20 protein-coding genes are annotated in these 21928 nt (G+C 60.3%); 13 read left to right on the top strand and 7 right to left on the bottom strand.

Annotated features, from left to right (window positions below; translation table 11 throughout):
- Window positions 1-21: 21 nt before the first annotated feature.
- From AC07T0_RS12770 to AC07T0_RS12760, 3 genes are read left to right on the top strand one after another with little or no spacing between them, the layout of a single operon-like run.
- Window positions 22-2694, top strand: a complete 2673-nt coding sequence (locus AC07T0_RS12770) for a hypothetical protein (RefSeq protein ID WP_495001511.1) — start codon at window positions 22-24, stop codon at window positions 2692-2694.
- Window positions 2675-3199 carry a hypothetical protein gene (locus tag AC07T0_RS12765; protein ID WP_495001510.1) on the top strand — a complete coding sequence of 175 codons (525 nt, stop codon included), beginning with the start codon at window positions 2675-2677 and terminating at the stop codon, window positions 3197-3199. Before AC07T0_RS12770 ends, AC07T0_RS12765 begins: the two co-directional genes overlap by 20 nt.
- Before the next feature lie 44 nt (window positions 3200-3243).
- On the top strand, window positions 3244-3648 hold the full coding sequence (locus AC07T0_RS12760; protein ID WP_495001509.1) for a lysozyme inhibitor LprI family protein: 405 nt from the start codon (window positions 3244-3246) through the stop codon (window positions 3646-3648).
- Between the two features lie 98 nt (window positions 3649-3746).
- Here the strand turns inward: AC07T0_RS12760 and AC07T0_RS12755 are convergent, their stop codons facing one another.
- Window positions 3747-4502, bottom strand: coding sequence for a spermidine synthase (locus tag AC07T0_RS12755; RefSeq protein WP_495001508.1), 756 nt, complete (start codon window positions 4500-4502; stop codon window positions 3747-3749).
- Window positions 4503-4612: 110 nt separating this feature from the next.
- Between AC07T0_RS12755 and AC07T0_RS12750 the strand changes: the two genes are divergently transcribed.
- Window positions 4613-5959: a class II 3-deoxy-7-phosphoheptulonate synthase gene (locus AC07T0_RS12750; protein ID WP_495001507.1), complete on the top strand. Its 1347-nt coding sequence runs from the start codon at window positions 4613-4615 to the stop codon at window positions 5957-5959.
- A gap of 172 nt (window positions 5960-6131) precedes the next feature.
- On the opposite strand, the gene AC07T0_RS12745 is transcribed toward AC07T0_RS12750, so the two are convergent.
- Together AC07T0_RS12745 and AC07T0_RS12740 are read right to left on the bottom strand one after the other, a co-directional pair.
- On the bottom strand, window positions 6132-7343 hold the full coding sequence (locus AC07T0_RS12745) for a winged helix-turn-helix domain-containing protein (protein WP_495001506.1): 1212 nt from the start codon (window positions 7341-7343) through the stop codon (window positions 6132-6134).
- A gap of 58 nt (window positions 7344-7401) precedes the next feature.
- Window positions 7402-7629 (bottom strand): DUF1127 domain-containing protein, encoded by a 228-nt coding sequence (locus tag AC07T0_RS12740; RefSeq protein ID WP_495001609.1) that lies wholly within the window; start codon window positions 7627-7629, stop codon window positions 7402-7404.
- Between the two features lie 98 nt (window positions 7630-7727).
- Here AC07T0_RS12740 and AC07T0_RS12735 point away from each other — a divergent pair, with 98 nt between their 5' ends.
- A complete protein-coding gene (locus AC07T0_RS12735; protein ID WP_495001608.1) occupies window positions 7728-8582 on the top strand; it encodes a LysR family transcriptional regulator in 855 nt (284 codons plus the stop codon).
- Here the strand turns inward: AC07T0_RS12735 and AC07T0_RS12730 are convergent.
- Window positions 8572-9321 carry a sulfite exporter TauE/SafE family protein gene (locus AC07T0_RS12730; protein WP_495001505.1) on the bottom strand — a complete coding sequence of 250 codons (750 nt, stop codon included), beginning with the start codon at window positions 9319-9321 and terminating at the stop codon, window positions 8572-8574. The genes AC07T0_RS12735 and AC07T0_RS12730 overlap by 11 nt on opposite strands.
- Window positions 9322-9425: 104 nt before the next feature.
- Here AC07T0_RS12730 and AC07T0_RS12725 point away from each other — a divergent pair, with 104 nt between their 5' ends.
- The 4 genes from AC07T0_RS12725 (at window position 9426) to AC07T0_RS12710 (ending at window position 12765) form a co-directional block, all read left to right on the top strand.
- The gene (locus tag AC07T0_RS12725; RefSeq protein WP_495001504.1) at window positions 9426-10376 is read left to right on the top strand and encodes a LysR family transcriptional regulator; all 951 of its coding nucleotides are present in this window, start codon (window positions 9426-9428) and stop codon (window positions 10374-10376) included.
- Between the two features lie 79 nt (window positions 10377-10455).
- Window positions 10456-10908, top strand: a complete 453-nt coding sequence (locus AC07T0_RS12720; RefSeq protein ID WP_495001503.1) for a MarR family winged helix-turn-helix transcriptional regulator — start codon at window positions 10456-10458, stop codon at window positions 10906-10908.
- A gap of 403 nt (window positions 10909-11311) precedes the next feature.
- A complete protein-coding gene (locus AC07T0_RS12715; protein WP_495001502.1) occupies window positions 11312-11731 on the top strand; it encodes an organic hydroperoxide resistance protein in 420 nt (139 codons plus the stop codon).
- Window positions 11732-11757: 26 nt separating this feature from the next.
- Window positions 11758-12765 (top strand): alpha/beta hydrolase, encoded by a 1008-nt coding sequence (locus AC07T0_RS12710; protein ID WP_495001501.1) that lies wholly within the window; start codon window positions 11758-11760, stop codon window positions 12763-12765.
- Window positions 12766-12949: 184 nt separating this feature from the next.
- Here AC07T0_RS12710 and AC07T0_RS12705 read toward each other — a convergent pair whose 3' ends face one another.
- Complete coding sequence (locus tag AC07T0_RS12705) at window positions 12950-13519, bottom strand: elongation factor P (protein WP_177094868.1); 570 nt, start codon at window positions 13517-13519, stop codon at window positions 12950-12952.
- A 48-nt stretch (window positions 13520-13567) separates the two neighbouring features.
- On the bottom strand, window positions 13568-14701 hold the full coding sequence (earP, locus tag AC07T0_RS12700; protein WP_495001500.1) for an elongation factor P maturation arginine rhamnosyltransferase EarP: 1134 nt from the start codon (window positions 14699-14701) through the stop codon (window positions 13568-13570).
- Between the two features lie 125 nt (window positions 14702-14826).
- Between earP and AC07T0_RS12695 the strand changes: the two genes are divergently transcribed.
- Both AC07T0_RS12695 and AC07T0_RS12690 read left to right on the top strand, forming a co-directional pair.
- Window positions 14827-15243 (top strand): hypothetical protein, encoded by a 417-nt coding sequence (locus tag AC07T0_RS12695; RefSeq protein ID WP_495001499.1) that lies wholly within the window; start codon window positions 14827-14829, stop codon window positions 15241-15243.
- A 14-nt stretch (window positions 15244-15257) separates the two neighbouring features.
- The gene (locus AC07T0_RS12690) at window positions 15258-15740 is read left to right on the top strand and encodes a GreA/GreB family elongation factor (protein WP_495001607.1); all 483 of its coding nucleotides are present in this window, start codon (window positions 15258-15260) and stop codon (window positions 15738-15740) included.
- A 9-nt stretch (window positions 15741-15749) separates the two neighbouring features.
- On the opposite strand, the gene AC07T0_RS12685 is transcribed toward AC07T0_RS12690, so the two are convergent.
- Entirely contained in the window at window positions 15750-16001 is a 252-nt protein-coding gene (locus AC07T0_RS12685) for a hypothetical protein (protein ID WP_495001498.1), read from the bottom strand.
- A 166-nt stretch (window positions 16002-16167) separates the two neighbouring features.
- On the opposite strand from AC07T0_RS12685, the gene AC07T0_RS12680 reads away from it, so the two are divergent.
- Both AC07T0_RS12680 and AC07T0_RS12675 read left to right on the top strand, forming a co-directional pair.
- Window positions 16168-16488, top strand: a complete 321-nt coding sequence (locus AC07T0_RS12680) for an ElaB/YgaM/YqjD family protein (protein ID WP_495001497.1) — start codon at window positions 16168-16170, stop codon at window positions 16486-16488.
- A gap of 166 nt (window positions 16489-16654) precedes the next feature.
- Window positions 16655-21844, top strand: a complete 5190-nt coding sequence (locus tag AC07T0_RS12675; RefSeq protein WP_495001496.1) for a dermonecrotic toxin domain-containing protein — start codon at window positions 16655-16657, stop codon at window positions 21842-21844.
- The last annotated feature ends 84 nt before the right edge of the window (window positions 21845-21928 follow it).

Here is a 21928-nt window from a genome sequence, read left to right as displayed (position 1 = left end):
TTCGCTGACGAGTGTGCTGCGATGACCGAAATGTTCACGACTGAAAACTGGTCATTTCCCTTAAAGGGCGACCATCAAACCCTTCATGATCCCCACCGTGACTTGAAGGTCTTGGCAAAAGCCGAAGGCGGTTACTACCCATTGGGACGTCGAGGGCTTTGGCACGGTGGCATTCATTTTGATGAAGCCACGGGCCTGATCTCGGACAAACGCGAGGTCTTTTGTTTGGCCGATGGCGAGGTGATCGCCTATCGTATTGACGAACGCTATCCAACCTCAAGTTTCGAAGGGCGCTCGGCGGTGTTTTCCAGCGGTTTTGTGCTGGTCAGACATCGGTTGCAACCGCCGCCCCTGACGAACATCTCGTATGCACCTCCCGCACCGACATTGACTGTTTACAGCCTATACATGCACCTGCTGGATTGGGCGGGCTACCAGGCCAGCCCGGGATTGCGCCGTCCCACTTTCTGGGGTGGCGGTGTTTATCGGATCAAGGAGAGTGCGCAGGACAAGACACTCGGATTGAGAGTCCGGGCCGCCCCAAAAAATCATCCAGACCATGGAGTGATACTCGCGGTCCTACCGCGAGGCACTACCGTCATGACCAAGTCTGCGCCCGCGACAGACAAATGGTTGGAGATTGTCAGCGTCAACCCTGCAATAGAGGGACTCGCGCCGTCCACTGGCTGGGTGTTCAAGCCGGAAATGACGGCATTGGGTCCTGACCGCTACTTGATTGGCAATGCAGCCAAGGATGCACCTGCCGAGCAACTGACCGGTTTGAACGTTCGGGCAATGGCCAATGCCAACGGTAATCCCCTGGGGCTATTGCCTATTGGCACCTCACTCACGATCAGCAACGTGGGTGCAGTGGGTAAATTCCGCAAGCTGGTGAAGATCCTCAGCGGCGAGTGTGTACCGCCTCTGGCGGTCGATGAGAACGGACATCTACCGGGTTTTGTCTGGCTGGATGCACTGGAGGCCAACAGAGACCCCGAGGCAAAGAATCGTGTTGTCGTGCTGGATGAACCGATCAGGATCAAGACGGGAGAACTGATCGGCCATGTTGGCAAATATCAGGCGCTCAGCGAGGACACCGCCAGGAACCTGCTGCACCTGGAAGTTTTCAGCTGCGAGGACGTGCCCGGCTTTATCGCTCGAAGTCGTGAGTACGCCGCTTATCTTCCCGCAGACCAGCGCACCTTGTTGAAACTCTACAAAGGCAGCAGCCGGGTGGTCCCCCACCGTGAAGATATCAACGCCCATAACCCACCAAGTATCAACGATGCCGGAGCGTTGATCGGTGCACAAATGATCCTGCCGGTCGGGATGCTGGAGTCTTTGCCGCCCGAGTCTAAATTGAGCGTCACCGAATCAATCCCCGGAACCACCATCGCCTACACCCGTCGCTGGTGGCGCCTGGAGGATCCGTTGCCGAACGAGTCCGGCGAGACGGTCAGCGGTTGGGTACTGGAGCAAGACCTGCTGACAACTCGTCATAGTCCGTGGGAATGGGAAGGCTATGAGTGCATCACCGAGACCAGTCGAAATGCCGACAATCTGGCGCACCATCTTTCATGGCAGGCAGACCTGACCACTGAGCAGCGTCGTCACTACCAGACGTTGGCAAACACCGCAGGCAAAGGGCCGATCAGGTCACGGCTACACACGCTCCTGAATATTGGCGAAAACGAGCATGTGGGGCACGAAGCGATCCGTGTCGCACGGGGCAAACCTTGGCATGCGCAGGCGATAGGCAGGCTAATTACCCACTATGAAAGCGAGTGGTTCTGGAACGCAGGGAAGTGGGATGAGCTGGATGTGCTCTGGGCCCACACGGGACGTGTTGGACCTGAGCAATGGCAGATTTCAAAAGCACGGATAAAGAAACTGTCGTGGTGGGCGGAATTGACGGGGCGCCATGGGATCAGTTTGGAGGGTAAGGCGTGGCACTTTCAGCCAGCTGAACTTATCAGTGAACGCATAAACCCGTTCAACTTTAAAATAACACTGGAGATGCTGAAAAAGGTATTCACCAGCGCTGGCACAGAAAAACTTATACGTTTGGCAAACGAACTCAACAAAAACCTAAAAGAATACAAACTGGACACCCCGCTGAGACTCAGTCATTTTTTTGCGCAGGTCAGGGTTGAAACGGGAGACAGCTGTTCACTGGTAGAGTCACTTCGCTACAGACCCGAAAAGCTAATGGATTTTAGCTATTACTACCAACATCCCACCGAGGCACAACTTCATGGGTACATTCCCGAAATCCAGCAACAGGCCAACCAACCGGCCATTGCAAATAGAATTTATAATGGAGTTACGGGGGTAACAAGCCTGGGTAACGGAAATATTTCAAGCGGCGATGGTTGGAAATTTAGAGGTAGAGGTCTGAAACAGCTGACCGGCCGATACAACTATACAAAATTCAACCAATACCATTCTCAGATGTGGCCCTCAGACAACCTGAATTTCATCGAAAACCCTGAGTTTCTGGAACAAACAAAATACGCCGTCAGGTCCGCCGTATTTTTCTGGCTCAGACATAAGTTATACGATATAGCCGACAATGGCGACGACCCTTTATACGTCAACCTGATCACAGAAAAAATAAATTTCAACACCAATAGCAAAGAAAAAAGAGTCAATCAATTCACAAGGATATGGACCGATGAAAAAATATTTAAATAGCCTAATACTCGCCCCCCTCGCATTTTTTTTCGCACCTACTCAAGCCAATGGGCAAATATCTATTTTGGCAGATATTACAGGAGACAAAAAAATCGAACATATTGAAATAAAAAAATTTGACGCCTACTTTCATGAACTTATAATTTCCGCCCATGGAAAAACAATTTTAAAAAACTCCAAACTAATACCGACACACCAAAATATGACGGGCAGAGAGATCTTCCAAGGGATAGCCGTTTCAAACGGCAACCTAGTCATTTACTATCATTTTTGCGAACCTCCAAAGCTTGTGTGCACAGACAAAAAAATCATAACCAGATTTATAGATGGCCGATTCGAATACACCTTAGAGGATACCTTTGTATTCGACGGTGACAATGCAGTGAGAGCTCTCTTCTTCAACACGCCCTCACTACCACTATCGAAACTCACTTATCAACATATACTTCAAGATAACGGCAGATCCAAGCGTAAATTTTTCAGTAAATATCCAGATGAAGACTAGAAGCAGCTTTCCCCAGCCAAAAACCAATAATCGCGCCCCCAACAATGACCAGTATTGAAGAAATCTTGATTTTTCTATTCGCTACCACCCTTGGGCCGTTTGCAGGTAACGCCTACGCACTTGACTGCGAAAACATCACAGCCAGTGCACAGATTGATGTTTGTGCAAAAGCCGAGAAAGAAAGTGCAGACAAAAAACTTAACGAAAGCTACAAAAAGCTGATCACTCGAATCAAAGAGCAATACACCCCCGATCCTGAAATGGGAAAGCGTTATCTTTCAAAACTCAAAAACGCTCAACGCGCCTGGATAGCATTACGTGATACGAACTGTGAGCTTGAATCCTTTTTAGCCGACCCGTCTTATCCTGCCCATGAAACGCTCGCCAACAACTGCATCACAAAAATGAGTCAGGAGCGATCAGCCTACCTGGACAAAACACAACCTTGACCCCGGCGGAATCTGGCAAGAAGAAGCTTCTGCCATCCCCGATTGTGGCAATGCGCGGCTAACGCAAGCTCGCTCGCGATCCGCGCACCGCCCTTCATCTAGGTCGCCGGCCGAATCTCGCCGATCAAGGTCTGCAACGAATACCCCAGGCGCGGCGCCAGTTCATCGGCCCGCCCCTGCAACGCGCGCAGGTCCAGTACCTGATCGAGGTCCGACGGCACGATCAGGATGACATTGCCTTCCTTCACCGGCAGCTCCCAGTAGTGCCGGTGATAAAGCCCGCGCAACAACGCCGCACCCAGTGGTTTACCGTCATCGGTGGCCCATTGGTTGATCACCAGCCAGCCACCGGGATTGAGCTTCTTCTGGCAGTTCTCCAGGAAGCTCCAGGCCAGATGACCGACACCGGGGCCGACATCGGTATACAGGTCGACGAAGATCAGGTCCGCTGACTCCGCGCTCTCCAGCAATTCCAACGCATCGCCGACGCGGATGTACAGACGCGGATCGTCATCCAGCCCCAGGTACTCGATGGCCAGGCGCGGCACATCTGGACGCAGCTCGATGGCCTCGACATCCTCCAGCGGCAGGAACCGCAGGCAGGCCTGGGTCAGGGTACCGGCTCCCAGCCCCAGGAACAGCGCGCTCTCCGGCTCCTCGTGGCACAAGGCGCCGATCAGCATCGCCCGGGTGTAATCGTATTCCAACCAACTCGGATCGGCGGTGAACACGCAACTCTGCTCAATAGCATCGCCAAATTCGAGAAAACGGTAATCGTCCACTTCAAGGACTCGAATCATGCCGAAGGCATCGTGCACTTCGGCGAGCAGACGCTCCACGCGCTCCTCAGCCATTTCATATCCTTGCAAGCGGGAAAACGGCAATTGTCAGCCAAGCCGACAGAGCAGGTCACGCACTAATTGCTGCTAACATGAGCCTCCCCCCGTCAATCCTCGAGTTCATGATGAGCCAACCCTGGAGCCCCGACAGCTGGCGCGCCTTGCCGATCCAGCAACAACCCCAGTACCCGGACGCCGCGCACCTGCTGCGCGTCGAGCAAAGCCTGGCCAGTTATCCGCCGCTGGTGTTTGCCGGAGAAGCCCGTGAACTGCGTCGTCAGTTCGCCGAAGTCACCCAGGGCCGTGCCTTCCTGCTCCAGGGTGGCGATTGCGCCGAGAGTTTCGCCGAGTTCTCGGCAGCAAAGATTCGCGACACCTTCAAGGTGCTGCTGCAAATGGCCATTGTCATGACCTTCGCCGCCGGCTGCCCGGTGGTCAAGATCGGACGCATGGCCGGGCAGTTCGCCAAACCGCGTTCGGCCAACGACGAAACCATCAACGGTGTGACCCTGCCGGCCTACCGTGGCGATATCGTCAATGGTATCGGCTTCGATGAAAAAAGCCGCGTGCCTGACCCGGACCGCCTGTTGCAGTCCTACCATCAGGCCACGGCGACCCTGAACCTGCTGCGCGCCTTCGCCCAGGGCGGCTTTGCCGACCTGCACCAGGTGCACAAGTGGAACCTGGATTTCATCGCCAACTCGGCCCTGGCCGAGAAATACAGCCAACTGGCCGACCGCATCGATGAAACCCTGGCCTTTATGCGCGCCTGCGGCATGGACAGCTCGCCGCAATTGCGCGAAACCAGCTTCTTCACCGCCCACGAGGCGCTGCTGCTGAACTACGAAGAAGCCTTCGTGCGCCGCGACAGCCTGACCAACGACTATTACGATTGCTCGGCGCATATGCTCTGGATCGGCGACCGCACCCGTCAGCTCGATGGGGCCCACGTCGAATTCCTGCGCGGGGTGAACAACCCGATCGGGGTCAAGGTCGGCCCGAGCATGAACACCGACGATCTGATCCGCCTGATCGACATCCTCAACCCGGACAACGACCCCGGCCGCCTGAACCTGATCGTGCGCATGGGCGCGAACAAGGTCGGCGATCACCTGCCGCAACTGATCCGCGCCGTGGAGAGTGAAGGCAAGCAGGTGCTGTGGAGCTCCGACCCGATGCACGGCAACACCATCAAGGCCAGCAGCGGCTACAAGACCCGGGATTTCGCGCAGATCCTCAGCGAGGTGAAGCAGTTCTTCCAGGTGCATCAGGCCGAAGGCAGTTACGCCGGCGGGATTCATATCGAGATGACCGGGCAGAACGTCACCGAATGCATTGGCGGTGCGCGGCCGATTACCGAGGATGGCTTGTCGGATCGCTATCACACCCATTGCGACCCGCGGATGAACGCCGATCAGTCGCTGGAGCTGGCGTTTTTGATTGCTGAGACGTTGAAGCAGGTGCGGCGTTGACTCAGTAGGCTTTGTTGTTGTCTGGAAGGGTCTCTTCGCGGCGGTGCGGCGTCCCGACAAGCTCCGCTCCCACAGGTTTTGTGGCTGCCCACAAAACTCCGGAACGGCTCCAATACTGTGGGAGCGGAGCTTGCCCGCGAAGAGGCCCTTCCAGACACCGCCATACCAACGTTTACAGCAAACCCCGCAACCGCTGCGCACTGACCCGCTGGCAATTGAGCTGAATATCCGCCAACCCCAGCCAATCGGCCAACTGCCGCAAATTGACCGCCAACGCCGCCATCCCCGCCTCATCCAGCCCCTGCTCTTCCTCATGCAGCGCATGCACGGCCAAGCGCCCGAGGGCCCGCTCCGCGCGCAGGTCGACCCGTGCGGCAATCCGTTCGTTGTGCAAAAACGGCAACACGTAATAGCCATACACCCGCTTGTGCTGCGGCGTGTAAATCTCCAGCCGATAACGGAAATCGAACAGCCGCTCGGTGCGGCTGCGCTCCCAGATCAACGAATCGAACGGCGACAACAACGCACTGGCCTCGACCCGACGCGGTACCTTGATGTCCGGCAGGCAGTACACCGGTTGGCGCCAGCCCTGCACCTCGCCCAGCTGCAACTCACCCGCCTCGAGCAATTCCGCCAGGCGCGCACGACTGTCGCCAGGGTCCAGACGAAAGTAGTCGCGCAGGTCTTTCTCCGTCGCCACCCCCAGGGCCGCTGCGGCCTGGCGCAACAAGCCACGCTGGGCCTCGGCCTCGTCGACCAGCGGCTGTCCGAGCACCGCCGAAGGAATCACCCGCTCCGGCAGATCGTAGAGCCGCTCGAAGCCCCGGCGCCCGGCCACCGTCACCTCACCGGCGGCGAACAGCCACTCCAGCGCGTGCTTTTCAGCGCTCCAATCCCACCAGGGCCCGGCCTTTTCCTCACGACTCGACAGACTGCCCGCCCCCAACGCGCCCCGTTCCTCGACCAACGCCAGCACCCGGCGAATGGTCGCCTGTTGCTCGCGGCCGAAACGCGCCATCTGCTGGTAGATCCCTTCGCCACGGGAGGCCCGCGCCATGCGCCAGCGCATCAGCGGGTACAACGACATCGGCAGCAGCGACGCTTCATGCCCCCAGTATTCGAACAGGGTCCGCCGTCGCCCCTGGCTCCAGGCCGCCTGGTCGAGCAAGTCGGAGGCATAGTCGCCCAATCGCGAAAACAGCGGCAGGTAGTGCGAGCGCACCAGCGCGTTGACCGAATCGATCTGTACCACACCCAGGCGTTCGATCAGCCGATTGACCTGTGTCGGCTTGATCGACGCCGAGGCTCTGCGCCCCTGGAATCCCTGGGCCGCGAGCGCCAGGCGCCGGGCTTGCTTCAATGAAAACGACAGGTCTGCGGGCATGCACGCCTCCTTGTGAACCCGCAAACTACCGCAGTCGCCCCCTGCTTGTGTAGCACCATCAACGACCCTTGCTCATCGGATCGTTCCAGAAATGCCGATGGGTTTCCTGCTCGATATCGGCGCGACTGAGCCCCATATCCTTGAGCGCATCGTCATTCAATGTTGCCAGCACCTGGCGCTCGCGTGACACCTCATACCAACGGGCAATCCGCTGCCACAAAGCCCGCAGCGAAAACACCGAGTGCGCGGCACCACCGATCAGCACATAACCTTTTTGACCTTTCATCATCCTGCCCTCCTGTTGGGGATGACTAAAGTCTGTGCCTGGCGCTAAGATCAATCCAACGAATGTTTCTTATGCAATACATCTCAGAGATTGATGAATTGACCAACTACCCGAGCATCGACACCGACGTTCTGCGCACCTTTGTCGCGATCGCCGATCAAGGCGGCTTTACCAAGGCCGGTGAATTGGTCAATCGCACCCAATCGGCTGTCAGCATGCAGATGAAACGCCTGGAAGAAGACGTGCTCAAGCGCCAACTGTTCGAACGCGACGGACGCCAGGTCAGGTTGACGGTCGAGGGACAGGTCCTGCTCGGCTATGCCCGGCGAATTCTCAAGTTACACAGTGAAGTGTTCAACACCCTGCGCGATCCGCATATGGTCGGCATGGTCCGTATCGGGGTGCCGGACGACTACGTGATGCGTTTTTTGCCGGGCATCCTCTCGCATTTTGCGCAGTTCTACCCATTGATTCAGATCGAAGTGAATTGCGAGTCCTCCGCGCAATTGCTGCAACGCCAGGACCTGGACCTGACCATCGTCACCCGCAAGCCAGGCAACGAACTCGGCCAAATGCTGCGCCAGGAGCGTCTGGTCTGGGCCGAAGCCCGGTGTTTCAGCACCCATGAACAAGCAGTGATTCCCCTGGCCATGCCTGGCAACGACTGTTTCTGCACCGAGTGGGTCTGCAACGCGCTGGACGCCCGAGGCCGGGATTATCGCCTGGCCTACAACTGCTCCAGCCTGGCGGCGATCATGGCGGTGGTCAGCGCCGGGCTGGCGGTCACCGCGCAATTGGAAAGCCTGATCACTCAGGACTTGCGCATTCTCGGCGAGGCCGAAGGACTGCCCCAGTTACCGCTGGCCAATATCATGCTGGTGCGCAACCTGAACAAACCCTCGCCGATCACCGAATGCCTGGCCGAGCACATCGTCGACGGTTTCAAACTTTAAAGCTGAGCAGTAGCGCGCCGAGCACCAGATAAGCGCAAAACAGGCCGCGCAATACTTTCTCGGGCAAGGCGTAGGCCACTTTCACCCCCCAACTGATGCTCATCAAACCGCCAATGGCCATGGGGATGCCCATGCGCCAGTCCACCTCCTGATGCACCGCATAAGTCACCAGCGTAACGCTGGTGCTGGGCAACGCCAAGGCCAGCGACAGGCCCTGGGCCACCACCTGCGAAGTGCCGAAGACGCTGGTCAGAAACGGCGTGGCCACCACCGCCCCACCGACGCCGAACAAGCCGCCCATGGTGCCCGAGGCCGCGCCCAGCACGCCCAGCCAGGGCCAGGGGTGACGCATCTGCGCCGACACCGGGGACGGTGCCATGAACAGGCGTACCAGATAGAACAGCGCCAGCGCCAGGAGAAAACCGACAAAGCCCAGGCGCATGCTGCGCGGATCCAGTCCCACCGCCCACAGGGCGCCGAACCAGGCAAAGCAGAAACTCATCAGTACCAGCGGCAGCGCGTGACGCAGCTCGATGCGATTGCGCTGGTTATAACGATGCAGAGCCAGCACCACATTGGGTACCACCATCACCAGTGCCGTGCCCTGGGCCAACTGCTGGTCGAGGCCGAACAGGATGCCCAGCACCGGAATCGCGATCATCCCGCCGCCAATGCCGAATATCCCACCCACCCCGCCCATCACGACGCCCAGTACCAGGTACTCAATCAATTCGATCACAGCCGTCTCCCCACTCAATGGCCTTCATGCTACGCAGTCCGCGCTAGCGCGGAAACGCACAGCAACGCACAATGGCTATGCCAATCTCGCACAAGCGATTCTGTATGAATCCTACAACCCTGACCGATCAACTCGGCCTGTTTCTCGATGTACTGGAAACCGGCAGTTTTTCCGCCGCCTCCCGCCTGCATCCGCTGACCCCGTCCGCCGTGGCACGCCGGATCGACAGCCTGGAAAGCTCGCTCGGTAGCCGCCTGTTCATTCGCAGCACCCATGCGGTCCGGGCCACGCCCGCCGGTCTGGCGTTCGCCGAACGGGCCCGGCGGATCGTCGCCGAACTGCGTCTGGCCCGGGCCGAGGCCGTGTCCCTGAGCAACGCCCCCGAGGGGTTGATCCGGGTCGACGCGCCGGCGGCTTTCGGGCGCCGCCACCTGGCCCCGGCCATCGCCGACTTCCTCACCGACTACCCGGGCCTGGATGTGCAACTGCACCTGATCGACAGCTTCGTCGACATGCACGGTTCCAACCTGGGCAAGGTCGACCTGGTGCTGCGCGCCGGACAAATGGCCGATACCCGCCTGGTGGCCACACCCTTGGCGAGCATCGTACGGATCGCCTGTGCCAGTCCCACCTACCTGAACAATCGCGGTACGCCGACTGATCCGAGCGAGTTGAGCACACATGACGGCCTGGACTGGGACGCGCTGGCGCCGTTCATGGCCTGGCGCTTCATACAGAACGGACAGATGCAATTGCACCGCCCCGCGCGCATCCGCATGACCTCGAACAACGCCGAGGCCCTGCTGTCCGGGGCCCTGGCCGGCTTGGGCATCGCCCATCTGCCGACGTGGCTGGCCAGCGAATACCTGCTGCGCGGTGAATTACTGCCGCTATTCTGCGAAAACGGCCTGCCGGCGCCGGAAAGCTCCGGGGTCTATGCACTGCGCCTGGAACAACCGGCCAACTCCCGCAGCCGCTTGCTGCTGGAGTTCCTCAAGGGGCGTTTCAGCCCCGTACCGCCTTGGGACCTGGCCCTGCAAAGCGGCCTGGGATGACACTAGGCCGGGAAAATTCTCTGGCACATTAAAGATTCGACCGCTAGATTCATCGAACGTAACGCACAAGGCTTTAGTGATGACCAGCAACCGCGACAACTGTGATGACCTGCTCCTGGACAACCAGGTGTGCTTTGCCCTGCACTCCACCTCGTTGTTGATGACCAAGGTCTACAAACCCCTGCTCCAGGCCCTCAACCTCACCTACCCGCAATACCTGGCGATGATGGTGCTCTGGGAAAAGGACGGCCTGACCGTGGGCGAGATCAGCACGCGCCTGCTGACCGACCCGGGTTCCCTGACCCCCCTGCTCAAGCGCCTCGAAAGCGAGGGGCTGCTGAGTCGGACCCGGAGCAAGGAGGACGAGCGCGTGGTCATCGTCGAGTTGACCGAACAGGGCCGGGCCTTGCGCGAGCAGGCGCGGGGTATCCCGCAATGCATTCTCGCCGCCAGCGGCGACTCCCTGGAACGCCTGCGCACCCTCCAGGCCGACCTGGTGGCCCTGCGCGGGCATCTGCAAGACAGCCTCTGACCCTTCCCCGTTCAGCGCTTCGTGCTGATCACCCGTAATCGAGCGTCGAGCGGTCGTTCCTACAGAGGCCAGGCACGACCATTTCCTCGCGGTGAAACATCTTTCTGTGGGAGCCGGCTTGCCGGCGATGACCTCCGAATAGGCGACGCAGGCCTCATCGCTGGCAAGCCAGCGCCTACAGAAAAGCCGGACGGCTCCTAGCTGCAAGGGCGATCCGGCTCGCGGTAACCCCTTCGCGGTTACCGTTAATCTCCCTCCTCGATCCAGCGCAAAAAACCGAACCCTGTCTTTTTTGAAAATTTATCTTGCGCGCAAAATACTTGCGAGGTACATTTGCCTCGTACTTAGTTAACGCGCAAACAATTAGCGCAACACACACCAACTTGAAACGACGAGGCTCATCATGCAAACGCTCTATACCGCAATCGCAACCTCCACCGGTGGCCGTGACGGCCGTGCTGTTTCCAGCGACCAAATCCTCGACGTCAAGCTCGCCACCCCGAAAGAACTCGGCGGTGCCGGCGGCGCGGCGACCAACCCGGAACAACTGTTCGCCGCCGGTTACTCGGCCTGCTTCATCGGCGCGTTGAAATTTGTTGCCAGCCAGACCAAGCGCCAGATCCCGGCCGACGCCGCGATCACCGCCCATGTCGGCATCGGCCAGATCCCTGGTGGTTTCGGCCTGGATATCGACCTGCACATCAGCCTGCCGGGCCTGGAACAAGCCGACGCGCAGAGTCTGGTCGACGCGGCCCACCTGGTCTGCCCGTACTCCAACGCCACCCGTGGCAACGTCGACGTCCGCCTGCACGTCACCGTCTAACCCTTTCGCCACTTAAGGATCCGCACATGAACACTTTCAGCAAAGTCCTGACCGGTACCCTGCTCGCGCTGTCCGTCCAGGGCGCCTTCGCCGGTGATGTCGAACACAACACCCAGGCGTTTCTCAATGCCTTGAACAGCGGCGGCGGCAAGCCGATGGAACAGATGACGCCGACAGAAGCACGGGCCGTGCTGTCCGGTGCGCAGTCGGGGGTCAAGCTGAACCTGCCGCGCGCCGACGTCAGCCAGAAGACCATCCAGGTCGACGGCAAGCCGCTGGAGCTGACCATCGTCCGGCCGGCCGGGGTCAAGGGCACGCTGCCCGTGTTCATGTTCTTCCACGGTGGCGGCTGGGTCCTGGGGGACTTCCCCACCCACGAACGGCTGGTGCGTGATCTGGTGGTCGGGTCGGGGGCGGCTGCGGTGTTCGTCAACTACACGCCGTCCCCGGAAGCCCACTACCCGGTGGCGATCAACCAGGCCTACGCCGCGACGAAATGGGTCGCGGAACACGGCAAGGAGATCAATGTCGACGGCAAGCGCCTGGCCGTGGCCGGTAACAGCGTCGGCGGTAACATGGCCGCGGTGGTCAGCCTGATGGCCAAGGACAAGGGCACGCCGGCGATCAAGTTCCAGCTGCTGCTGTGGCCGGTGACCGATGCCAGCTTCGAGACCGCCTCCTACAACCAGTACGCCGAGGGGCACTTCCTCAGCAAGAACATGATGAAATGGTTCTGGGACAACTACACCACCGACGCCAAGCAACGCAGCGAGATCTATGCCTCGCCGCTACGCGCGACGACGGATCAGCTCAAGGGCCTGCCGCCGGCGCTGATCCAGACCGCCGGGTCCGATGTGCTGCGTGACGAGGGCGAGGCCTACGGGCGCAAGCTGGATGAAGCCGGCGTGCCGGTGACCAGCGTGCGCTACAACGGCATGATCCACGACTTCGGCTTGCTCAATGTGGTCAGCCAGGTACCGGAAGTGCGTTCGGCCATGCTGCAGGCGTCACAGGAACTGAAAGAACACCTGTAGGAGCGAGCTTGCTCGCGATGGGCGCCAACGATAACGAGGGCATCCTGATACCCCGCGGTGTTTGCAGCACAATCGCGAGCAAGCTCGCCCCTACAAGGGACCGTGGCACCATCTAGAAACAAGCAGATACAAAAAAGCCCGGAGCATATCCGGGCTTTTTTGTTCGTGCGGCGAAAAGCAGTGCTTATTTAGCACGGCCTTTGTAGGAACCGCCTTCACGGGTATCGATCTCGATCATGTCGCCGATTTCGATGAAGTCAGCAACCGACAGTTCGGTACCGTTCTTCAGTTTGGCAGGCTTCATCACCTTGCCGGAAGTGTCACCGCGAGCGGAACCTTCGGTGTAGTCAATCTGACGCACGATGGTGGTCGGCAGTTCTACCGAAACCAGGCGATCTTCGAAGAACACGGCTTCGCAGACGTCGGTCATGCCTTCTTCCACGAATGGCAGAACAGCCTCGATGTCTTCGGCGTTCAGCTCGTACATGGTGTAGTCGGAGGTGTCCATGAACGTGTAGGAGTCGCCGCTGATGAAGGACAGGGTCGCTTCTTTGCGGTCGAGGATTACGTCGTCCAGTTTGTCATCGGCGCTGTAGACGATCTCGGTCTTGTAACCGGTCAACAGGTTCTTCAGCTTGGTCTTCATGATTGCGCTGTTACGACCGGACTTGGTGAATTCAGCTTTCTGAACCAGCCAAGGATCGTTTTCGAGACGGATCACGGTCCCGGGTTTCAGTTCTTTACCAGTTTTCATTGCGAATATCCGAATTTGGATGGGATGTACATAAATCTAGGCCGCATATCATATCCAATTTAGGTAAAGCTTCACCAGCGCCGTGGCAAGATCAGTCCGCGAAGCCTGTTCCAGACACCAGCGTTCGGCATGTTCGGCCAGTTCCTGCTCGTTTTCCAGCAGTGCATTCCAGCTCGCGGCCATGTCCCCAGCGCTATTCCAGGCCCGCCACCAGTCTTCGAACGCCGCCAAGGCCGGCGCCGACAGGCCTTGGGTGTACAACCCGAGAAAGGCCTCCAGCTTGTCCAGGTGGACGTCGTCCTCCTGCCGATAGATGTGCCAGAGCAAGGGCCGCCCCGCCCATTGCGCGCGGACGAACGAGTCTTCGCCGCGCACCGCGTTGAAGTCGCAGCTCCACAGCAGACGGTCGTAATCCTCCTGGGCGACGAACGGCAACACCTGCACCGTCAGGCGGCCACGGACCTCACGGGCACCTGCCACCAGGCCTTCGATCCCCAGCCAGCGCTGGACATCGCCCAGGATCCGGCCCACGGGCACCAGCAACTGCGTTGGCCGGCTATCGGCCGCCAGGACATCGAGCCAACTGGCCAGCCCCGCATTCTCATAGGCGAACAACGAGATAAGCCGTGCACCGTCTGTCGGCTCGACGCCGAGTTCACGCAGGAAATCGCCACGCGCCCGCGGATCCTGGACAAAGGTCCGGCGCTGCTCCAGCAGCCCGGCTTCACGCAGCAGGCCGCCGGTCCCGGCTTGGAAACCGGGGAAAAAGAAGAATTTCTGCACCTGCTTGAACTTGACCGACGGCAACCCGTGGCAGCCGACGATCCAGTCCTCGGCGCTCAGGTAGTCGAGATTGAGCCATAACGGCGCCTTGTCCCGTGCCGCCATGGCCTCCATGTACTCATGGGGCAACGCGCAGGCAAAGGCGCCGATCACCACATCGGCCGCCGGCACGGGCGACCAGGGCGCCGACCAACGGCAGACCTCGACGCCACGCTGTAACTGCCGGTCGAGCCCGATATCGATCGCCGGGCACAGATGCTCGAAGGCCCGCAGATCATCGACCCACAGACGCACGGCACAGTCATGTTCGGCGGCCAGTTGCCGGGCCAGGCGCCAGGTCACGCCGATATCGCCGAAGTTATCCACAACCGTACAGAAAATATCCCAGGTGGCCTTCATTCCGGGCTCCGTTTGGCAAAAGCGCCGATTGTCCGCATAAATCCGTGCGCGCAGAAGAGCCGATGTCGATTAATCTTCATGCAACAATGCGGCTTTGCTCCGAATCGCCCTGCCAGGAGGTCACCATGCCTTACCGCCGACAAGTGCGTCGCGCCCTTTATATCACCCTCAATCCACTGCAATTGACCGCCAGTATTGCCCTCGGTATCTGGCTGGGGGTCATGGCCCTGGCCCTGACCGCCTGGGTGCTGGCACGAATCTTTGTCCCGCAGCCCCTGGCGCCGCTGGCCGAGGCCGCCCGCCAACTGAGCAACCCGGTCCCCGCCGTCAGCACACCGGCGCCGCAAAGCGGCGGCGATTCGACGCAGATGTTCGAGCAGTACAAGCAGAACCTCTCCAGGAACGAAGAACAGCAGCGTCTGGAACAGGCTCGCAGCAGCTATCGCAACCTGTCCAACCCCAAGTGCCAGTTCTGGCTGCAACAGGACCAGACCGCGCCCACTGACAAGAGCCGCGCCAACGTGCTGCAGTTCTGCAATTGAGCGACCTCAGCGTGATGGACAAGCACGCCGTGCATCAACGGCTTCTCGAACAGCTGGAGGTCGATCTCGGCGTCTTGCAGCGCGCGGCACAAACCGCCTACGAAACCGCGACCCACGAGGAAAACGTCGCCGAGAACAAGTACGACACCCTGGGCCTGGAGGCCTCGTACCTGGCCACCGGCCAAGCCCGGCGCATGGAGGAAATCCGCCAGGCCCTCAAGCGCTGCCGGGAGCTGCTCCTGCGTCCTTATGACGAACAGAGCGGTATCCAGTTGGGGGCCCTGCTGGCACTCGAAGCCGAGAACGGCAGCGAACAATGGCTATTCCTGGCGCCCGATGCCGCCGGGCTCAAGATCGAGGACGCGGGCCGGCTGATCACCGTCATCAGTCCGCGCTCGCCCCTGGGCGGTGCCCTGCTGGGCAAGCAGGATGGCGACGAGGTGGCGATCAAGGTCAGCGGTGTGGCCCAGCGCTATAACATCATCCGGGTGGAGTGAACCCCGCGCTTACTTGGCCGCCATCAGGCGATTGACCTCACTGCGCACCATGCTGGTATATTCCGGCGGCGACAGGGTGTCGAGCTCCGCGCGCACCCACTCGGCCCACTTGCCCTTGCGCTTGGCGCGCTCGCCGAACAGGCGCGCGGCCTCGCCCTTGGCCTTGCCCAGGTTGCTCTGCCAGAGGTCGAACAGCCGGGACTTCTCGTCCTCGAGGGCGGCACGCTCAGCCAGGGACTTGTTAGCCAGATTGAAACTCATTGGAAAATCCTGCGGTGTAAATAGAGGCATATCTTACACCGCCGATGGAAATATCCTGCCGAGGATTTTGGCTCGCCCCAGGGCCATGGCGGAAAAGTTTGCAACTTTCAACGACCCAGCCGACTCAGATTGTTCATCCCCTCATTCACTTGAAAGGAAGATCACCATGGCCCGTAAATCCGCCGTACAAGCCGCCGAAGACCAGATCAAGGACCAGGCCTTCAGCGAGCTGCAAGCGCTGATCCAGGACTCGGAAAAGCTGCTGAAGGAAAGCGCCTCGCAGGTGGGCGAGGCCGGCGAGAGCCTGCGCAGCCAGGTCAGCCAGAAGCTCAAGCAGGCGCGGGACTGCGTCACCCACGTGCGTGAAAGCACCCAGCCGATGGTCGAGGCGAGCGAAACCTATATCGGCGGGCATCCTTGGCAGACCGTGGCGATTTCCGCCGGTTTCGGCCTGGTGGTCGGCCTGCTGCTGGGCCGTCGCCACTGATCCAGCGCGATGCCAATAGTCCCTTGTCGCCCGGCAAGGGACACGATCTTGCGAAGGACTATCTACCACCCCACTGCCCCGCCACTCGATAGCGTTTTTGCCATCCCCCGCGAAGCCTGGCCTGCCAGCGCCCCGCGGTTCGTCAGTACGCACGAAGGCAAAAGCCATGACCCTCGATACCTATCCTTACGAGTTCTCCGAAGCCCTGGAACAGCGCGACGCCCCCAACGACCGGGAAAAAGCGCTGAAGATCACCCAGGCTGATCGCATCTGGTTGAGAAACGTCCAGCTCCCCAACCAGGACGCCCGCCAGGCGCTCAAGGATCCGATGCTTGTCGAAAAAATCATCATCAACGCAGATGGTCTGCCGCCCGTGGATCTGGCGGGTGCCTTCCTGATGAGTCCGAGTACCGGGGACTGTTCGTATCTCTACACACCGGCCTTGGGCCTTGAACACTTCGAAACACGAACACAGGCCACCGACACCGTACTCGAGCGCCTGCGCAGCGAGAGCCAGCGCGATGAATTGCTGCGCTTCGTCGCGCTCGATATCAAGAGCAGGATCAACCTCGACGTACACCTCACACTCAAGACAGAACCTATCGAGGGCGCGGTTTTCCTGGACCGGCGTCGCTCCATCGATCGCCATGAGCGATATAACCTGCAAGCCTTGAACGCGGAGTTGCTCAAGCTGCCCACGCTGGCAGCGCTGCTCAACAAGATGCTCGTCGACGAACTGGGCCGACGCTTTGCCAACGTCAACCTGGCGACCGTCAACATGCTCAGTTACGAGCGCGCCCCGCGAAACGGCAGTGATGGCGCTACCGACCTGAAACCTCGGCAAGTCGCGGCTCAGTCATTGGCCGAAGCGTTGCTCGGACACTATCGCGAAGGGGTCTGGTCCACCCACCAAACCCGCGAATTCGTGGCCCCCGGATACAACCCGGCGCCCGCCGATGTCGAGCAGTGGCAAGCCGCCCTGACGACGATCTCCAGCAGCCTGAAGACACGCTTGCAAAGCGAGCTGGAAAGCTACTGGAACGGCCAGATGGATAACGGCTACTCACGCCGTGTGTTTTTTACCGAGGTCATGGGCACCTGCTGGCGAACCGAACTGCTCAAGCAAATGCAATGGGACAGCATCGGCGCCAGGACACACTACTGGCTGTCCGCTCTCTACCCCCATAGACCCGAGCGACTGCCCGACACCCGGATCAAGAGCCTCGGCTACACCACCACAAAACCCTCCACGACCGCACTCGCCAATGCTTTCCTGGTGAGCGACGAGTCCGTCAGGCCGGGCTCGCTGTTTGTCTACACCTATGAGCGGCTGGTGGAGCTCAACGGCCAGGATGCCCTGAACAACTTTCTCCGGCAGGAACTGCATGATGTCGGACGCGGCGGGGAACTGCCGGAAACCCTGTCGCTGAGCGAACTCACCGAGCTGCGGCGGTTCCCCGCGCTGGCCATGCAACTGGACAGCCTCGCCCAGCCCGTGTTCAAGAACCGGCTGGAAGCGATCATCGCCAAGCAACTGGAAAACGTCGAATACATACTGGCCCGCTACAGCCGGAGCAATGGTCAGTTGGATCTCGCGGCCGCCCTGGAGGTTGCCCTCGACATCCGCACGATGATCAACGGCAAACTGCAGTCGATCGGTCCCCGGGAACGCTGGAGCCTCCGTCTCGACCTGTCGACGGACGAGCCGAGCCGGCCGGCAGCCAAGCCTCCCGAGCCGGTCGAAGCGCTGCAGACCCGTGCCAAAGAGCAGTGGCGCACGCTCGCGGCCCTGCAAGTGCGGCTCGGCAGCGAACTGGTCAAGCGCCCTGACCTCATGACCTTCGCGCACAACAGCCTGCGCAATGAATTGATCAATATGAAGCGGGCCGACCTGGACCCGACGACCGTTTACATCAACCAGTACGAAAGCGACTGGACCGAGCAGGAGGCCCCCCAGCCGATCAGGTCGCTGACCCTGGTCGAGCACCTTCTGGAACGCTTGGTCGGTCTGCTCCCGCCGCTGGCGAAACAGCCGGACAACGGTCTGTTCAGTCACGCCCGGGACGGCAGTTGGTCAAGGATCAGCCACCTGGACATGGCCACCGCCAATCAACTCGTCGACGCCGCGCTGGTGGATTTCCTGCCACGCTTTTTGCGTGAACAGCGCTCGATCTACTCGCCGCTCACCCCTCTGATCAGCGACGCCCTGAGCAAGGGATTGCGCTACGAAGCACAACAACGAGTACACGCCGGTACCCTGGAGGATTATGCCCGGGAGCTGCTCGAAAGCGTCCTCGACAATCCGGACAGTCCTCAGCGCAAAGGCTTGCGCGGTTTCATTCCGGACGCCTTCGGCCTCACGCTGATGACCGCTGAGCAATCGCTGCCGCGCCAGTTGTTCAATTGCTTCCTGATCACCGAACGGGGCGGGCTGGCCCCGCTCAATTCGGGGCGCGCGCTGCTGTGGACACCGGCCGTTGGCATCGAGGCATTCGCCTCACTGCACAGCGCCGAAAGCGAACTCAATCGACGTCTGCACAGCCCGAACCAGAGCCCCTTGCTCCTGGAAAACCTGCTCGAGAAGCAGCGTCCCGCAGCGTTCTCCACGGGCATCCCGTACAACGGCATGCGCATCGGCTTCGAGCGCATCCCGAACAATTTCCTGAGCGACCGCGTCTACTCCGTGGTCGAAAAGGCACTGGGCGACATTGCCCTGGCCACCACGACACAACTGCCGGCCGTTGGCCTGCAACGTCACCTCGAATCCTGCCTGCTCCAGCACGCCTCGCTGGCCCCCCTGGAAAAGGCCATCGAAGCCGCCCAGAACACTTGCTTCAGCGCAGCCTTGCCGGCCTGGCTGGCGAATGCCGACGCCGACGAACAACTGGCCCTGGCCGCCCTGCTGGACCGGCATCGGCAACAGGTCGACGACCCCATGGACTACCATCACGGTATCCCCGCCATCGGACACTTCGCCTGGAGCAAAATCCGCGGCCTGCTGGCCCGGGACTTTCCCACGCTGCACCTGGGTCGGGACACCTTGCAGCTGTCGCTGCTGAACCCGGATGCCGTGAGCGCCAGGCGGCTGTCACTGAGCGATTACGCGCTGTTGCATCGCGACCAGATCGACAACGCCGCGATAACACTCTCGGCGGCCAGCGCCCTCCCGGAAGGTTTGACGGTCACGCACCTGAACACCCTGATCAAGGAAGCGGACATCGGCACCCATTACGCGGCGCTGCTGGACTCGCATCTGTCCCACGCTGAAAAGCGGGTCCCCGAGCGTCAATCGCTGTTCAACCCACAGCTGATCTGGCAGAGCCTCGAACACGCGCTACGCCAGTACCTGTGCAAATCGCTGTCCGCCCAGGCCCACGCTTTTATCAAGCATGTATTGGGCATGCCCGACGGCCTTGCCCGGACCCTGCTCGGCGACAGCAAGATTATCGTGCGCCCGCTGGAGCTGCTGCGCCGGGCCCAGAAAGCCGCGGACACGGCCCTGGGCCTGTACCTGATCGGACGCCCCGACACGCGCGGTCCGCTGGTGCTCTACAGCCCCTACGACGAGCACAGCGCCTTGCGCGAATACCCGAACGAAGCGACCTTCATGGCCGAACTCGGCCAACCCGGGGCCTTGCAGCAGCTGGTCCTTGGCAGAATTTCCAGCGGCGTGCGCCCGTACTACAGCGCACAGCTGTTCAGTCTCCAGGCCGTCAACCTCACCTGGAACATCATCAAGGGCAACTTCCTGCACCGACTCTACAACGACATGACCCACCTGCTGAAAACACAGCTGGGCTTGCAGAACGTCAAAGGGCAACACCCGGCCTGGGACACCGTGGTGACCCTGCTTGGCGAGCAACTGCACCAGGGCGCCCGCTTCATGCTCGGTCGACTCCGCATGGCCAGGGTGATCTGGCAAACCCTGCCGCAGTTCAAAGACGCCGCGGACAATGCCTGGAAAGGTCACTGGAGCCTGGCGCTGAAGACGTTCACCGATGCCCTGGTGCAACTGGCGCTGGCGCGCAAGCCCTCGGCCGCCAGCCTCCTCGGCGACCGCCTGAAATCCGGCGAGAAGCCAACCGAACCAGCAGCCACTCCAGCAACCCCGGTCACCTCGCCCTTCCCGCAACCGCACGCCTGGGGAGACATGGCCCTGATCCCGGAGCAACAAAACCGTTTGCTCGGCTACGAAGTCCACGACATCGCCTTGAACGATCTGGACCACGACAGCTCTCGGGACATCTACACCGACTCGGCCAGCCAGAGCCAGTACGCCGCCGTGCGCGGACGAGTGTTCCAGGTTCAACGGGAGGATGGCCGCTGGCGGATCGTCACCGCTCGGGAAAAAGGGCCATGGCTCAGCAAGGATGCGCAAAACCAATGGGACCTGGACCTCAAGGGCCGCTTGTTGGGGGGTGGGCACGTGGGTCGGCTGGTGGATCGCATCACCACCCGGCAGACCGTGCGCTTCGAGGCGAAGGTGCTGGCCGCGGGCATGCGCGCGATCAAGCGATTCTATCCGGACAAGGCCCGGCAAATCGGGCAGGCCCACGCCTTGGCCGTAACCTATCTGAAAAACGCCCGGCAACGATTGGGCTCGCTGACGGCCAACACCCGGCTCGATAACCAGCGCCACCTTTATCTCAAGGAATTCTTTGGCCTCACGATCATCAGTCGAGCCCTGAACCAGCGAATCAACAGAATATTCGACAAACTGCTCCTGGAGCTGCTGTCCCCCGCCCGTTCACCTTACTTTTCGGATCTCTATGTCGTTGGCGCCTCGAGAAGGCCGGAGCGGATGTGCGCGGCTTTCGTGATCACCTGCGACCGCACCCAGAAAATCTATCTGAACGAGCTGTTCTTCGATCCCCAGCTGGAGGAGTACGAGCCCATCAAGCCGAGGACCTTCAACACCACGCTGCACAATATGGCCTGCATCCTGCTCCATGAGTTCAGCCACGTGGTCTTCAATACCGTGGATATCGCCTACCTCGATGCCTTCCGCCCCTTCTACGATCTGATCGACACGTCCACGCCCCATGGCCGTGAACTGCAAGAGTGGCTGAAAGAGATGCAAGAGAGCGCGCTGTCGCCACTCACCCCCCGCAAACAATTGTTCCGGGTTCAGGACGAGGTCACCGGCCACTGGGACGATATCGACGGCGCGGCACTCAAACGAGTCCTGACGCTGACCCACAGCACCAACCTGGACGATGCGCGCTGGGAGTTTCAATACAATGACGCGCGAAGAATCGATGTCATCCTGGACAACGCGGACTCGCTTGCCCTGCTCACCAGCTACCTGGGACGGCCCCTGGAGTTCTACCCGATTTTCAGCGGTCCGCCCGCCTGAACCCGATAGGGGTGAACAACCCTCCCCCTGCCGCTCACGGCGGGGGCTCACACACGCCAGCACTATCTAACGCCGCCCGTCGCA

Source organism: Pseudomonas sp. GW821-FHT04D07 (genome assembly GCF_059420225.1).
This window is presented reverse-complemented; position numbering and strand designations above follow the sequence as displayed.

Bases quoted from the DNA above. Each gene is read 5' to 3' on its own strand.
- AC07T0_RS12685 (WP_495001498.1), bottom strand. From the start codon at position 16,001: ATGAGTTTCAATCTGGCTAACAAGTCCCTGGCTGAGCGTGCCGCCCTC.
- AC07T0_RS12715 (WP_495001502.1), top strand. From the start codon at position 11,312: ATGCAAACGCTCTATACCGCAATCGCAACCTCCACCGGTGGCCGTGAC.
- AC07T0_RS12680 (WP_495001497.1), top strand. From the start codon at position 16,168: ATGGCCCGTAAATCCGCCGTACAAGCCGCCGAAGACCAGATCAAGGAC.
- AC07T0_RS12745 (WP_495001506.1), bottom strand. From the start codon at position 7,343: ATGCCCGCAGACCTGTCGTTTTCATTGAAGCAAGCCCGGCGCCTGGCG.
- AC07T0_RS12675 (WP_495001496.1), top strand. From the start codon at position 16,655: ATGACCCTCGATACCTATCCTTACGAGTTCTCCGAAGCCCTGGAACAG.
- AC07T0_RS12725 (WP_495001504.1), top strand. From the start codon at position 9,426: ATGAATCCTACAACCCTGACCGATCAACTCGGCCTGTTTCTCGATGTA.
- AC07T0_RS12750 (WP_495001507.1), top strand. From the start codon at position 4,613: ATGAGCCAACCCTGGAGCCCCGACAGCTGGCGCGCCTTGCCGATCCAG.
- AC07T0_RS12760 (WP_495001509.1), top strand. From the start codon at position 3,244: ATGACCAGTATTGAAGAAATCTTGATTTTTCTATTCGCTACCACCCTT.
- AC07T0_RS12765 (WP_495001510.1), top strand. From the start codon at position 2,675: ATGAAAAAATATTTAAATAGCCTAATACTCGCCCCCCTCGCATTTTTT.
- AC07T0_RS12755 (WP_495001508.1), bottom strand. From the start codon at position 4,502: ATGGCTGAGGAGCGCGTGGAGCGTCTGCTCGCCGAAGTGCACGATGCC.
- AC07T0_RS12710 (WP_495001501.1), top strand. From the start codon at position 11,758: ATGAACACTTTCAGCAAAGTCCTGACCGGTACCCTGCTCGCGCTGTCC.
- AC07T0_RS12690 (WP_495001607.1), top strand. From the start codon at position 15,258: ATGGACAAGCACGCCGTGCATCAACGGCTTCTCGAACAGCTGGAGGTC.
- AC07T0_RS12705 (WP_177094868.1), bottom strand. From the start codon at position 13,519: ATGAAAACTGGTAAAGAACTGAAACCCGGGACCGTGATCCGTCTCGAA.
- earP (WP_495001500.1), bottom strand. From the start codon at position 14,701: ATGAAGGCCACCTGGGATATTTTCTGTACGGTTGTGGATAACTTCGGC.
- AC07T0_RS12770 (WP_495001511.1), top strand. From the start codon at position 22: ATGACCGAAATGTTCACGACTGAAAACTGGTCATTTCCCTTAAAGGGC.
- AC07T0_RS12720 (WP_495001503.1), top strand. From the start codon at position 10,456: ATGACCAGCAACCGCGACAACTGTGATGACCTGCTCCTGGACAACCAG.
- AC07T0_RS12740 (WP_495001609.1), bottom strand. From the start codon at position 7,629: ATGAAAGGTCAAAAAGGTTATGTGCTGATCGGTGGTGCCGCGCACTCG.
- AC07T0_RS12695 (WP_495001499.1), top strand. From the start codon at position 14,827: ATGCCTTACCGCCGACAAGTGCGTCGCGCCCTTTATATCACCCTCAAT.